This is a genomic window from Sphingobacterium sp. 1.A.4, from assembly GCF_002734245.1.
GTDB classification, from domain to species: Bacteria; Bacteroidota; Bacteroidia; order Sphingobacteriales; family Sphingobacteriaceae; genus Sphingobacterium; species Sphingobacterium tenebrionis.
On the sequence record NZ_PEAZ01000060.1, the window covers coordinates 1 to 13,322 of the forward strand.

The 13,322-nt window shown below is 39.8% G+C and carries 14 protein-coding genes; 3 read left to right on the forward strand and 11 right to left on the reverse strand.

The genetic code is table 11. The features are described 5' to 3' along the window. The 5 genes from CRJ00_RS10070 to CRJ00_RS10090 all read right to left on the reverse strand — a co-directional run. Positions 1-760, reverse strand: a 760-nt coding sequence (locus tag CRJ00_RS10070) for a transposase (protein WP_144038143.1), incomplete at its 3' end; no start/stop codon positions are given. A 120-nt stretch (positions 761-880) separates the two neighbouring features. Next, positions 881-1,174 (reverse strand): hypothetical protein, encoded by a 294-nt coding sequence (locus CRJ00_RS10075; protein ID WP_099366748.1) that lies wholly within the window; start codon positions 1,172-1,174, stop codon positions 881-883. A 61-nt stretch (positions 1,175-1,235) separates the two neighbouring features. Further along, positions 1,236-2,435: a pyridoxal phosphate-dependent aminotransferase gene (locus tag CRJ00_RS10080; RefSeq protein WP_099366749.1), complete on the reverse strand. Its 1,200-nt coding sequence runs from the start codon at positions 2,433-2,435 to the stop codon at positions 1,236-1,238. A gap of 487 nt (positions 2,436-2,922) precedes the next feature. Continuing rightward, the gene (locus CRJ00_RS10085; protein ID WP_099366750.1) at positions 2,923-3,297 is read right to left on the reverse strand and encodes a DUF1573 domain-containing protein; all 375 of its coding nucleotides are present in this window, start codon (positions 3,295-3,297) and stop codon (positions 2,923-2,925) included. 359 nt (positions 3,298-3,656) lie between these two features. Next, entirely contained in the window at positions 3,657-4,622 is a 966-nt protein-coding gene (locus CRJ00_RS10090; RefSeq protein ID WP_099366751.1) for a KpsF/GutQ family sugar-phosphate isomerase, read from the reverse strand. Positions 4,623-4,731: 109 nt separating this feature from the next. Here CRJ00_RS10090 and recQ point away from each other — a divergent pair, with 109 nt between their 5' ends. Both recQ and kdsA read left to right on the forward strand, forming a co-directional pair. Beyond that, positions 4,732-6,921 carry a DNA helicase RecQ gene (gene recQ / locus CRJ00_RS10095; RefSeq protein WP_099366752.1) on the forward strand — a complete coding sequence of 730 codons (2,190 nt, stop codon included), beginning with the start codon at positions 4,732-4,734 and terminating at the stop codon, positions 6,919-6,921. 9 nt (positions 6,922-6,930) lie between these two features. Further along, positions 6,931-7,746 (forward strand): 3-deoxy-8-phosphooctulonate synthase, encoded by an 816-nt coding sequence (kdsA, locus tag CRJ00_RS10100; protein WP_099366753.1) that lies wholly within the window; start codon positions 6,931-6,933, stop codon positions 7,744-7,746. Positions 7,747-8,129: 383 nt separating this feature from the next. Here kdsA and dnaJ read toward each other — a convergent pair whose 3' ends face one another. The 5 genes from dnaJ to CRJ00_RS10125 all read right to left on the reverse strand — a co-directional run bounded on the left by dnaJ (position 8,130) and on the right by CRJ00_RS10125 (position 11,904). Further along, entirely contained in the window at positions 8,130-9,278 is a 1,149-nt protein-coding gene (dnaJ, locus tag CRJ00_RS10105) for a molecular chaperone DnaJ (RefSeq protein ID WP_099366754.1), read from the reverse strand. 10 nt (positions 9,279-9,288) lie between these two features. Beyond that, positions 9,289-9,810 carry a nucleotide exchange factor GrpE gene (locus CRJ00_RS10110; protein ID WP_257213740.1) on the reverse strand — a complete coding sequence of 174 codons (522 nt, stop codon included), beginning with the start codon at positions 9,808-9,810 and terminating at the stop codon, positions 9,289-9,291. A gap of 127 nt (positions 9,811-9,937) precedes the next feature. Further along, positions 9,938-10,621 carry a cell division ATP-binding protein FtsE gene (locus CRJ00_RS10115; protein ID WP_099366755.1) on the reverse strand — a complete coding sequence of 228 codons (684 nt, stop codon included), beginning with the start codon at positions 10,619-10,621 and terminating at the stop codon, positions 9,938-9,940. Positions 10,622-10,626: 5 nt separating this feature from the next. After that, complete coding sequence (locus tag CRJ00_RS10120) at positions 10,627-10,830, reverse strand: fructose-6-phosphate aldolase (RefSeq protein WP_099366756.1); 204 nt, start codon at positions 10,828-10,830, stop codon at positions 10,627-10,629. A gap of 60 nt (positions 10,831-10,890) precedes the next feature. Beyond that, positions 10,891-11,904: an acyl-CoA reductase gene (locus CRJ00_RS10125; RefSeq protein ID WP_099366777.1), complete on the reverse strand. Its 1,014-nt coding sequence runs from the start codon at positions 11,902-11,904 to the stop codon at positions 10,891-10,893. A gap of 160 nt (positions 11,905-12,064) precedes the next feature. On the opposite strand from CRJ00_RS10125, the gene CRJ00_RS10130 reads away from it, so the two are divergent. After that, positions 12,065-12,415, forward strand: a complete 351-nt coding sequence (locus tag CRJ00_RS10130) for a 4Fe-4S dicluster domain-containing protein (protein ID WP_099366757.1) — start codon at positions 12,065-12,067, stop codon at positions 12,413-12,415. A 51-nt stretch (positions 12,416-12,466) separates the two neighbouring features. Here the strand turns inward: CRJ00_RS10130 and CRJ00_RS10135 are convergent, their stop codons facing one another. Beyond that, entirely contained in the window at positions 12,467-13,291 is an 825-nt protein-coding gene (locus CRJ00_RS10135) for a DUF5694 domain-containing protein (protein WP_180268473.1), read from the reverse strand. Between the last annotated feature and the right edge of the window lie 31 nt (positions 13,292-13,322).

Genomic DNA, 13,322 nt, shown 5'->3' on the forward strand with positions numbered 1-13,322 from the left:
TATAACTATTGCGATCTCCCAGTACTTCCAGTTGCTCCTCATATTTCTCTAGTCGGGGCAGATAGTCGTCTTCAAGCTTCCTCAGCTGCCTATCGGTAGATCTATCCACTCCTTTGAGCTTGGCATTGATCGATTTGATCTTTTCCCTCAGCTGGGCACTATCGATGGCCCTGCCGACCTGCTGATCCCCTAATGAAGATTGGTCCTGGCTGATCTGTGCATCGATATCCGAAAGGACCGAAGCGATGTTCGCCTCCAGCTTTATCTTGTTYTTCTCGATCGATTTCTTCCAAACGAAGGTATAACGACCGGCGGCCGATTCGATCTTGGTACCATCTACATACTGGACTTTCAGGCTGACATACTCCATATCATGCAGCATCCGAACGATACTGGCAAACAGCTCCTGTATCTGTCCCTTAAGACGCTTTCCCCTGAAATAATTGATCGTACGGTAATCCGGTGTACTGTTGCCCGAAAGCCACATGAAATGGATGTTCTCGTGCAGGGCGCGCTCGATCTTGCGGCAAGAATAGATATTGMTCAGATACGCGTAGAACAGTACCTTAATGAGCATCCTGGGATGGAAACTGGTCGTTCCCCCTCCTTTATACTGACGGATGATATGTTCCAGATCCAACTGGTCAACAACCTGGCTCACCAACCGAACAGGATGGTTCAAGGGGATACGGTCTAAAATATTCTCAGGAAAAAGACTAGGACTATTGGATGGAAGCGCTTTGAATTGTATGTTTGCCATATTGTTTTTTGGTTGCACCTTAAGATACAAAATCTTGAGGACAAAAAACAGAAAAACCCCGCCATTTTTTAATGACGGGGTTCTCTTTTAAGAGACCTTTTTAGACAGCCTCTTTCTATTTTACTTCAAGTTATCGATTTCTTGTTGTTCCCGAAGTTGATCGATATTGTTCTTCGATCCGAAATCATCGGTTTTTTCCTGGAAGGAATTTAATATCTCTAAGATAGCAGCAGAATTATCTGCCGTTCTTTGATATATATCAGGGATTTTCGATTCGATAGTTTTATCGCCTAATTCGATGTTATCGACTTCCACTTTGGCTATCTTTTCCAAAACTGCCTGCTGGCTGTTTCTAATGTCTTCCAATTCCCTGGATATTTTCTCCATTAGTTCGAACTTCTTTAATTTATCCATAAATTCTTCTCATTAGTTTCTATATATAGAACGCTAAAAAGGAGAAATTGTTTTATGGAAATTAATTTGTTCTTCCCGGATAGGCTTCTAAGGCCTTCTCAAGGCAGATTAAAGCCTTTTTCAAATCATCTTGGTTCAAGACGTAGGCCAATCGAACTTCGTTGGTTCCGGCACCTGGAGTGGAATAAAATCCTGTAGCAGGAGCCATCATCACTGTTTCATTGTTATAATCGAAGCTTTCGAGAATCCATTGGCAGAATTTATCCGCATTATCTATCGGTAATTTAGCCACCACGTAGAATGCACCACCTGGGTTTGGACAGAAAACACCATCAATTTTGTTCAATCCGCTTACTAAGGTATCTCTACGTGCGGTATATTCTTTCGAAACTGCTTCAAAATAGCTATCTGGTGTATCTACTGCTGCTTCACCGGCAATCTGACCTTCCAATGAAGGACTTAATCTTGCCTGAGCAAATTTTAAGGAAGTTTGATAAAGTTCTTTGTTCTTGGTGATGATACAGCCAATGCGAGCTCCACATGCCGAATATCTTTTGGAAACCGTATCAAAAATAACCACATGGTTTTCTAATCCTTCCAACTGGATAGGAGAGATGAACTCTTTACCATCATAACAGAATTCACGGTATGCTTCATCGGAGAATAAGTATAGATCGTATTTCAAACAAAGCTCACGTAAGGCTTCCAATTCTTCTCTGGAATATAAATAACCGGTTGGATTATTCGGGTTACAGATCGCAATGGCCTTCGTTTTATCGGTGATCACCTTTTCAAAATCAGCAATGGAAGGAAGCGCAAAACCATTATCAATGTAAGACATGATGGGTTTTACCACAATATCTGCCGAACATGCAAATCCATTATAGTTTGCATAGAATGGTTCTGGAATAATAACCTCTTCTCCTGGGTTTAAACAAGCTTGCATAGCAATGGTAATGGCTTCGGAGCCTCCATTGGTGACCAAAATATCACTTGGTGTGATGTTGTAATTAAGCTTGTTATAGTATTCCGCTAATTTTGTGCGGTAAGAAAGGGTTCCTTCCGATGGGGTATAAGCCCAAACCTTAAAATCGATGTTCTTCAAGGCATTCAACATGCCTTCTGGGGTCTCAATATCCGGTTGTCCAATATTTAAATGATAGATTTTTTTTCCTTCGCGCTTTGCTTGGTCAGCAAATGGCGTTAATTTTCTGATAGGTGAGGCAGGCATGTTGATGCCCTTTTTTGATATAGTTGGCATTATTTATTGATTACTGTATGTGTTTTACTGTTTTTGCTTTACTTGTTGTATTGTTGATTGTATACTAATTAACTGTTAATATTGATAATTGTATGTATCGATTACTGATAGCATAGATAACTGAATATATCGTTTGCTGATTGTATTGATTACTGTATTCATCGTTTACTGATAGCATTGATTACTGTTTTCATCGTTTACTGATTGTATAATTTACAGTTTTTTCAAAAATACGAATTATATAGCTAGCAAGCTAAAAATAAAAGATTGCAGTAATTTCAGCCATTTGAAAGAATTTCAATTGCTGTAATCTCAGCCATTGGAAGGAATTTCAATTGCTGTAATTCCAGCCATTGAAAGGAATTTCAATTTCAGTAATTTAAATAGATTTAATTGCAATTATTTCGCATGCGATAAGATCCAAAAGAAAAGCCAATCTTATGCAGACTGGCTTTTCTATTAATGGATTTATATTTTTCCTATCCAATTATTCCACGATACCTTTTACGGTTAATGTTTTAACTGGAGTTTTTGTGTTCGATTTAACGACGAATGTTTTTGTGAAAGGACCAGTTGTAGCCGCATTATAAGTTACTTTAATAGTTCCCGACTCACCTTTTGCTACTGGAGTTTTGGTAAACTCAGCAACAGAACACCCACAGGTAGGAACAACATCGTTCACAATAATCACATCGCTACCAGCATTGGTAAATTTAAATTCGAAAGAAGCATCCTTATTTTGTGGAATCTTTCCAAAATCATGCGTTTCCTTCTCGAACTTAAATTCGGGTGTCAACAACGTCATCGCTGTTAAACTGATAAACGCAATCAGCACCGCACCTATACTCGCTATTTTTTTCATTTGTTTCTGTTATTTAGTTATTGTGTTTACTCAATCAAATGTAAGACCAATTTTATAAACTATTTGATTTATTCTAAAGTAATTGGTTTAATTCAACAAGATTTTTACAATTTTAGATATTAGATGATAGATATTAGATAATAGATGATAGATATTACATAATAGACCCTACGTCATTGCGAGGAACGAAGCAATCGTCCTTCTTGTCATGCTGAGCGAAGTCGAAGCATCTACATTTGGTACCCGAAAAGATCCTTCGACGCTCCTCAGGATGACACAGTCCAAAGATTGCTTCGTCGTACCTCCTCGCAATGACGGCAAAGTCTATCATCTATCATCTAACCTCTATCATCTACAAACTATATAATCCCCTCCTTAAGAATATCCTGAATATGCACAATCCCAGCATATTTCCCTTGATCCACCACAACCAATTGCGATATACTATTCTGCCTCATAGTATGCAACGCATTAACCGCCAATTCTGATTTCTCAATGGTTTTAGGTCCTTTGGACATTATATCCATCGCTTTCAAACCAGAAACATCCTCATGTTTCTCCAACATCCTACGAATATCCCCATCCGTAATAATTCCAAGAATTTCATCCCCTTGCTCCACAACAGTAGCGCCAAGGCGGAATTTAGTGATGGAAATCAAAACAGTCCGGATGTCGGTTTCAGGCTCCACATGCGGAAGTCCATTATTATCGGATAGATCACCCACTTTTAGGTACAATTGCTTTCCTAAAGCTCCTCCTGGATGATACTTCGCAAAATCCTGATCGGAGAACTGACGCATGGTCTGAAGGCAAACTGCTAAGGCATCGCCCATCGCCAATTGCACAGTGGTACTGGTAGTAGGAGCAAGGTTATTTGGACAGGCCTCACGGGTAATGGTCGTATCCAAAATATAATCCGCCTGATCTGCCAAATAGGATTGACGGTTTCCAACAATAGCCACTAATGTATTTCCTGTTTGTTTAAGAAAAGGAATCAACACTTTAATCTCAGGCGTGTTTCCACTTTTGGAAATGGCAATGATCAGGTCATTCGCTTGGATGATACCCAGATCACCATGAATGGCATCTGCCGCATGCATAAAAATGGAGGGCGTACCTGTTGAGTTTAAGGTCGCTACGATTTTTTGCGCAATGATAGCGCTCTTGCCGATACCTGTGATAATTACCCTGCCGTTTAAGCCCAAAATGGCTTCGACAACCTGCACAAAGTCCTCGTCGATTTTTTCCGATAATGCCAAAACATTGGAAGCTTCTAATTCAAAAGTTTCCTTTGCAAGCATTTTAATATCTATGTTGTTTTTCACGTATTATTTGCGTAATTTTATTTAATATAATTAGAACAGTTCGTTGCAAAAATACAATAATTGTGACGTTTTCTTAATCGCTAAACACATCTATTTATTTGCCTTGTCAATGGAAATAGAAAAATCATTATTCGATAATCTTCAAGATTTTTTTGGGTTCGATACTTTTAAGGGTGACCAAGAGGCTATTATAACCAATGTCCTCAACAAAAAAGACACCTTTGTTATCATGCCAACCGGTGGTGGAAAATCCATCTGTTACCAGCTTCCTGCCATGATGAGCAATGGTACTGCCATTGTCATCTCGCCGTTGATCGCTTTGATGAAAAACCAAGTGGATCAATTACGTGCTTTCGGCGGAAGGGAAAGTATTGCCCATTTTCTAAATTCTTCCCTCACCAAGAGTGAGATCCAACGTGTGAAACAGGATGTTACCGACGGGAAAACAAAATTGTTATATGTTGCGCCTGAATCCTTAGCAAAAGAAGAAAATGTAAATTTTCTGAAAACCATTACGGTTTCTTTTGTTGCTGTGGATGAAGCCCACTGTATATCGGAATGGGGACACGATTTCAGACCAGAATACCGAAAGATCCGTCAAGTGATCAATGAGATTGGTTCGGGCATCCCAATCATTGCCCTAACAGCTACGGCGACTCCTAAGGTGCAATCCGACATCCGTAAGAACCTACAGATGACCAATGCCACGCTTTTTAAATCATCCTTCAACCGGACCAATCTTTACTATGAAGTGCGGCCTAAACAGGACGTGATCAAAGAGATTGTGCGTTTCATCAAAAACAATACAGGTAAAGCGGGAATCGTATATTGCTTGAGCCGTAAGAAGGTGGAAGAGATAGCTGAAGTGTTGAACATCAATGGCATCAAAGCCTTACCATACCATGCTGGATTGGATGCGAAGACCCGTGCAGAAACGCAGGATAAATTCCTGATGGAGGAAATTGAAGTCATTGTTGCTACAATTGCCTTCGGTATGGGGATCGATAAACCGGATGTACGTTATGTAATCCACCATGATATTCCAAAATCCATGGAAGGCTATTACCAGGAAACTGGGAGGGCTGGCCGGGATGGAGGTGAAGGTTTTTGCTTGGCGTTCTACTCGGAAAAAGATGTGGAGAAGCTGACCAAATTCATGAAAGATAAACCGGTATCTGAAAAAGAGATCGGCACACAAATTCTTAAGGAAGTTATCGATTATTCAGAATCTGCCGTTTGTCGTAGAAAACAGATCCTTCATTATTTTGGGGAAAAGTTTGATGAAACCGGTTGTAACAATATGTGTGATAACTGCCGCTCTCAGAAAACATATTTTGATGCGGAAGAACATTTACTGAAGGTCCTTAATTTCATAAAGGAGGAAGGGGATAAATTTGACGATCAGCATGTGATCAACGTGATGATCGGCCAAAACAACCAACCTATTTCTTCCTATAAGCACGACACCCATCCGTTGTTCGGATCGGGCAAGGAGCTTGGCGTCAATTATTGGAATTCCTTAATCCGTCAGGCAGAATTGGCAGACTTTATCAAGAAAGATATTGACCATTATGGGCTGCTTCAATTGACAGAAGGAGGGAAGCGTTATATTTCCAATCCTTACGGCATCAAATTTATCTTGAACAGACCAATGGAAGCTGCGAAAAAAGATAATTCGGATGAACCTTCTGGCCATTCAGGCGCATTGGATGCCGAACTGTTAAAAATGCTGAAGGAACTTCGCAAGAAATTGGCAAAACAACGTTCATTGCCTCCTTTTGTGATCTTCCAAGACCCATCATTGGATGAAATGTGTACTCATTACCCAATAACACAGGAAGAACTTAAAAAGATCCAAGGTGTTGGATCGGGTAAGGCCATGAAATTTGGAGGGCCGTTCCTGGAGTTGATCAAGCAATATGTGGAAGATAATGATATTGATCGTCCACAGGATCTAGTGATCAAGAGCACCGCAAATAAATCAGCGCTTAAAGTGTCCATCATCCAGAATATCGATAGAAAGATCAGTTTGGAGGATATCGCCTCTTCAAAAGGAATATCCTATGAGGATATGTTGAAAGAGGTGGAATCGATCGTTAATTCAGGAACTAAACTGAATATCGGCTATTTTGTCGATGAAATGATCGACCAGGATCGTCAGGATGAGGTCTACGATTATTTTAAAGCGGCAGAGAATGATAGCATCGATGCTGCATTGGATGAATTGGGCGAAGCGGATTATTCCTTTGAGGATATACAGCTGATGCGCATTAAATTTATGTCTGAACTCGGAAATTAATAATATAATATGATCAATACCTATTTACCATCCATTAAGAATGGTAATTCTACTGCCTTTTTTCTGATGGCAGGACCATGTGCGATCGAAGGGGAAGAAATTGCCCTACGTATCGCCGAACGAATCGTTACGATTACGGATAAATTGAATATTCCTTACATTTTCAAGGGTTCTTACCGTAAAGCGAACCGCTCTAGAGTGGATTCCTTCACCGGGATTGGCGATGAGAAGGCCTTGAAGATCTTGGAGAAAGTAGGAAAGACTTTTGGTGTTCCTACGGTTACTGACATTCATGAAAGCCACGAAGCGGCGATGGCTGCTGCTTATGTGGATGTATTGCAGATCCCTGCTTTCCTTTGCCGTCAAACAGAATTATTGGTGGCAGCAGCAGAGACCGGAAAAGTGGTGAACATTAAAAAAGGACAATTCCTTTCGGCGGAATCTATGAAATTTGCCGTTGATAAGGTGAAGGATTCCGGAAATGATAAGGTGTTCCTGACAGATCGTGGGAATACTTTTGGATACCAAGACCTGATCGTGGATTACCGCGGATTGCCTGTGATGCAATCTTTTGGGGTTCCGACGGTAATGGACTGTACGCACTCCTTGCAACAGCCTAACCAGACTTCTGGAGTAACAGGAGGGAAGCCTGAACTGATCGGAACGATTGCGAAAGCAGCAATTGCGGTTGGTGCTGATGGGCTTTTTATTGAGACCCATCCTGATCCAGCAAATGCGAAATCTGATGGTGCGAATATGTTGCATTTGGATAGGTTGGAGGACCTGTTGACACAGTTGATTAGGATTAGGGAAGCTATTTTGTAGGTTGAAAGACTGAGATTGAGAAAGAAGGCTTGGTAAACTTCTCTGTCATCCTGAGCGCAGTCGAAGGATCTGTTCGAATAGAAGTTTACAGATCCTTCGACTTCGCTCAGGATGACAAGGAGATTTTGCTCAGGATGATAGGGAGACTTCGCTCAGGATGACAGGGAGACTTCTCTTAGGATGACAAGTGGGAAGATTGCTTCCTCGTACCTCCTCGCAATGACGAAAGTACCACCTACCTTTGACTGAAGGCCACAGCCCGCAATGACAAAAAATATCTCCTCGTAATAACGAGGAAGCCATTAAAATAAAAAAGGTGATAAATTATTTATCACCTTTCTTCTTAATTGGCCATGACCAACAAGGATAAAATAAACAAAATGTTATTCGAAATATTCCTTGATTCGCTCAAAGAATGATTTTTCGCTTTTTCCTGGTTGAGGTTTGAAATTCGCAGAATTCTTCAATTTCTCCAATAATTCCTTTTCCTCTTTATTCACGGTTTTTGGTGTCCATACATTCACATACACCAATTGGTCTCCTTTATGGTAAGAATTCACTTCAGGAAGACCTTTTCCTTTTAAACGTAATATCTTTCCTCCCTGCGTTCCAGCATCGATTTTGATCTTGGCTTTACCATCGATCGTTGGGATCTCCACACTAGTTCCTAAAGCTGCATCAGCGAAATTGATATACAGATCATAGATCACATTGATACCATCTCTTTTTAGGGTCTCATGTGGTACTTCTTCAATCAGAATGATCAAATCTCCAGGAATACCACCTCGAGGAGCAGCATTTCCTTTCCCACTCATCGACAATTGCATTCCCTCGCTAACACCTGCAGGAATATTGATAGCAATGGTTTCTTCACCGCGTTCTAATCCTTCACCCTTACAGGTGGTACATTTTGCTGTGATCTCCACCCCTTCGCCATTACAGGTCGGACAAGTACTTGTAGTCTGCATTTGTCCCAGAATCGTATTGGTCACTCTTCTTACCGAACCACTACCACCACAGGTATTACAGGTGTGGTAAGAACTTTTGTCCTTTGCACCAGTTCCTGTACAGGTATGACAAACTACCTGTTTATTAACTTTAACTTTTTTCTCAACCCCTTTGGCAATCTCTTCTAAGGTCAACTTTACTTTGATACGTAAATTTGTTCCCCGTTGAACCCGACGGCCACCACGCGTGCCTCCGCCGCCACCAAAGAAACTTTCAAATGGATTTCCTCCACCAAATATATCACCGAATTGGCTGAAAATGTCATCCATATTCATGCCGCCAGCACCATAACCAGAAGCAGAGTTTCCTGCATGACCGAATTGGTCATAACGTCTGCGTTTTTCTGCATTACTCAAAACCTCATAGGCTTCGGCTGCTTCCTTAAATTTATCTTCGGCTTCTTGATCACCCGGGTTTTTATCCGGATGATATTTGATGGCAAGCTTACGATATGCCGTTTTTATTTCTGTTACTTCAGCAGTCCGTTGGACACCAAGCACATCATAATAATCTCTTTTTGACATTGTTTTATTCTTATTGTCCTATTACTACCTTTGCAAAACGAATAACATTATCGTTCAATAGATAACCTTTTTCTGTTACATCGATTACTTTATCCTTCAGATCAGGAGTAGGTGCAGGGATCATGGTGATCGCCTCTTGATATTCAGGATCAAACGGTTGTCCGATGACATCCATTTCCTTCACACCCAGTTGTTCCATGGTTTTACGGAATTTCGTATTCACCAATTCAACGCCTTGTTTGATAGGATCTTCGTCGGAAACATTTTTCATATGGTTTAGCGCTCTATCAAAATCATCCATCACAGGAAGCAATTTGATGATTACATCCTTTCCGGCAGACTGCATGAGCTCTATTTTCTCTTTGGAAGTACGTTTTTTGTAGTTGTCAAATTCAGCCACCAATCGTGCATAACGATCATTGGACTCGGCTAATTTTTGGTTCAGGTCTTCAGCTTCAGCTCCTGTATTCTCCACGTTCTCCTCGAATTGATTCAATTCTTGGTCTTGAATATTTTCATTTTCGTTCATCATCAGCTTATTTTAACGTATTAGTAGGCGTGTCAACAATTATGTTGCCAACGCAAAAAATCCGACATGCTGTCAGTAAAAACTGGTTTTTACTGGCAATAATGTCGGATTTGAAATGGCCTGTCAGCCTTTATATCGATACATTGTCATGCAAAGAACCATCCGCGGTACGAAGGATTCTTGCAGGCATATTTCTTATGATCTGGTAATCATGGGTAGCCATCAAAACCGCAGTTCCGGAAGAGGCGATGTCTCTTAACAATAGAACGATCTCTTCGGAGGTTGATGGGTCTAAGTTACCCGTCGGCTCATCGGCTAGAATGATTTCTGGGTTGTTCAGAAGTGCGCGTGCAATAACCACACGTTGCTGCTCACCACCGGAAAGCTCATGCGGCATCTTCTTAAGTTTTGATCGCAATCCTACTTTTTCCAACACATCCAAAATCCTGTTTTCAATCAGACCTTTTTCTTTCCAACCTGTTGCTCTCAAAGCAAATTCAAGGTTTTTTTCAACGGTTCTATCATTCAACAAATGGAAATCCTGGAATACAATCCCTAATTTTCGACGTAAATATGGAACATCATTTTCATGAAGTTTTCTTAAATCAAAACCTGCTACCATACCTTCACCGCTAGCGATGTAGAGGTCGCCATAGATTATCTTCAACAAACTACTCTTTCCTGATCCCGATTGACCGATCAGATACAGAAATTCACCTTGGGCAATATCCAAATTCACATTGGATAATACCAGGTGTTTCTGCTGATAGATCTCGACATTCTTTAATTTGATAACCGTATTTGTTTCTTTCATATTGCTTATACGTCTATTTTCTTTATTTGGCCAAACGGCAGTTCCCGAACGATCTCCATGATGTATTCTGCTTTATCACCAAGGCCTATTTTATCTAATGATTTATCAGGTCGATCCACGCGGAAATAGGCAAGAAGGGTAAATGCATCATCTCGTAACTGAACATAATCCGGAATTTTTGCTACTCCTTTTACCTTAATAACATACATAATCGAACAAAAATATAATTTTTTATGAATTCATAACCATATAACGCCACAAAAACCAATTTATTGGTTTGCTTTCAAAAAAGCTAAGGTATCCACGCCGTCAGCATAATCATCCAAGGCAGGGTGTTGGCTTGCTCCAAATGGGAATACCGCAGCATCAACTTTTAAGTCTGTTTCTGCAGTCACACACTGAATTTCTTCTAAGTGATTTTGGATAAAGGATTCCACTTCCTTCAACTCTTTATAGCGTTCATAATGTATAACGGCCAGGGGAGAGGCCATAGCCTCATCTTCCTTGATCAATAAAAACCCGTTATCAAAATGTTCGTTAAGATTGATCAGGTAGATGGATTTATTGAAATCATAGTTATTGTTGTACTTAAAATGATCTTTAATCGGGGAGAAGCTCTCCAGCGATTCATATAATCGAGCAATATCATAATCCTCGGGAATAAAGATCTTGGAAACCGATCGACATCCCAAACCAAAATAATCAAAGATATCATTTCCAAGCTGGTTCAGTTGTTCTTTAGTCTCCTGACCCGTAATCACCGCAACAGAATTCCTGTTCTTACGGATGATATGTGGTTTTTTACCAAAATAATGTTCAAAATAACGAGAAGAGTTGTTACTTCCAGTAGCAATGATCAGGTCATAGTTTTCCAAACGCTCTACCAATTGAAAACGATTGGAGAAATCCGGTTCGATAGCAACCAAGATATCCAAAACTGCTTTCGTAATACCTGCATCTTCCGAAGAAGTTTTGATTTCTGCTTTAAAACCTGTGATCAGCACAGATAAGATATCATGGAAACCCACTAGCGGTAAATTTCCAGCCAAAACCAACCCCACTACCTTATCGTTCTCTTGATCTGGAAATCCTTGCAGCCAGGCTGTCAATTTTTCCTCGGTCAGATTCTGTCCGATAGCCTTAGCCTGTTTCAAGACATTTTCTTTGCTATACCAAGGGTTCCTGTTAGCTACTGAAAAGAGGAAAGGGGAGTTTTCAAAATCACTGGAAAGAAGATAATCACCTAGTTGTACAAATGCTTGGATTCTTTGTTTTAATGTCAAAATCTTATTATTTAGAATTATTCTGTTATTATTTTGCCGTATATTTGCCATTAGTTTGTAAATAACTACCAATGTTATATACTTTTTGTTCAAAGTAAGTAGCTGAAGTAGTACCTTTGAAGACACAAAATTAGTTTATTATTTTATTGTAAGGACATAAATGGCAATTAAAATTACAGATGAATGTATAAATTGTGGAGCATGCGAACCAGAATGCCCGAACAACGCAATTTATGATGCAGGGGTTTCATGGAAGTTTTCTGATGGAACAGCTTTAGACGGAGTTATTGATTTTGGAGATGGTGTTACAATCGATGCTAACGAGTCGCAAGATGCTATTTCTAATGAAGTATATTATATTGTTTCAGATAAGTGTACAGAGTGTAAAGGTTTTCACGATGAACCTCAATGTGCAGCAGTATGTCCGGTTGATTGTTGTGTAGAAGACGAAGAAGTCGTAGAAACAGAAGAAGAATTATTAGCTAAGAAAGCCTGGTTACACGCTGAATAAGCTAGCTTATAAAATAAAAAAAGAGCTGTTAATAAAATAACAGCTCTTTTTTTATTTTAGATAAGGAAGAACTTCTACTTCATGATATTTTGGAGATCGCTCCAACCATTGTCTGAAAAAAGCAGAATGGGTACCACCCATCAACAAAAACACGCGATCATCAGCTGACAAGGGAATCTTATTTAAATTAGAAAACATGATCAGGTTCCGTTCATAAAATTTAGCCGCTTCGAAAGCCCCTTCATTTCCTTCTGGGCTTGATGCATACAATAGCATATCAGCATTCACATTCATTAAAAAATCAAGATAAACCTTCGAATTGTTCATTTGAAAATGATCCATAACCGTAGGTTCCCTATTCAATTTCTCCATATAATTCTTGGTGTTCTTTTCCACCAATTTCCAGTAGGCATTATAGGTGATGGAATCCGCTTTCTTTTCTAATTCCCCATATATCCTGTAATTATATCCCTTTTTATAATCTATACCATAGACTTTTTTAACACCGGCCAATCTTCCGACCTCAAACGCTAATAATTCAATTTCACTAGGATGCTCGAATGTCATTTGGGGGTTTTTCAAGTACGCATCATACATTGCCTGCAAAGCCTCCGTTCGCGATGGAACATTTTCTAACACTAAAACAGTTGGTTTAAAGGCAGCAAAGCGTTTAGCCAAAGCATGTACTTCTTTCACACGTTCAGGATCCTTCGGGTTGAAAGCTGTCCGAGTAGCGTCACTGGTATGGCCCATATGAAAAGTGGCGACATTTAAAACCGGAATGGTTTTCTCAAATTTTGTTTGGAATGGAACCAATTGGGCATGAACCAATTGCTGGACAGTTAATAGCAAGATAATTAATAAGTATTTTTTCATTTGTAATGGATTAATGATTCAATTTTAATAC

What these genes read in the sequence shown, in the direction of transcription:
- CRJ00_RS10120 (WP_099366756.1), bottom strand. Translation starts at nt 10,830, where the DNA reads ATGTATGTTATTAAGGTAAAAGGAGTAGCAAAAATTCCGGATTATGTT.
- CRJ00_RS10080 (WP_099366749.1), bottom strand. Translation starts at nt 2,435, where the DNA reads ATGCCAACTATATCAAAAAAGGGCATCAACATGCCTGCCTCACCTATC.
- CRJ00_RS10130 (WP_099366757.1), top strand. Translation starts at nt 12,065, where the DNA reads ATGGCAATTAAAATTACAGATGAATGTATAAATTGTGGAGCATGCGAA.
- CRJ00_RS10110 (WP_257213740.1), bottom strand. Translation starts at nt 9,810, where the DNA reads ATGATGAACGAAAATGAAAATATTCAAGACCAAGAATTGAATCAATTC.
- kdsA (WP_099366753.1), top strand. Translation starts at nt 6,931, where the DNA reads ATGATCAATACCTATTTACCATCCATTAAGAATGGTAATTCTACTGCC.
- CRJ00_RS10115 (WP_099366755.1), bottom strand. Translation starts at nt 10,621, where the DNA reads ATGAAAGAAACAAATACGGTTATCAAATTAAAGAATGTCGAGATCTAT.
- recQ (WP_099366752.1), top strand. Translation starts at nt 4,732, where the DNA reads ATGGAAATAGAAAAATCATTATTCGATAATCTTCAAGATTTTTTTGGG.
- CRJ00_RS10085 (WP_099366750.1), bottom strand. Translation starts at nt 3,297, where the DNA reads ATGAAAAAAATAGCGAGTATAGGTGCGGTGCTGATTGCGTTTATCAGT.
- dnaJ (WP_099366754.1), bottom strand. Translation starts at nt 9,278, where the DNA reads ATGTCAAAAAGAGATTATTATGATGTGCTTGGTGTCCAACGGACTGCT.
- CRJ00_RS10135 (WP_180268473.1), bottom strand. Translation starts at nt 13,291, where the DNA reads ATGAAAAAATACTTATTAATTATCTTGCTATTAACTGTCCAGCAATTG.
- CRJ00_RS10075 (WP_099366748.1), bottom strand. Translation starts at nt 1,174, where the DNA reads ATGGATAAATTAAAGAAGTTCGAACTAATGGAGAAAATATCCAGGGAA.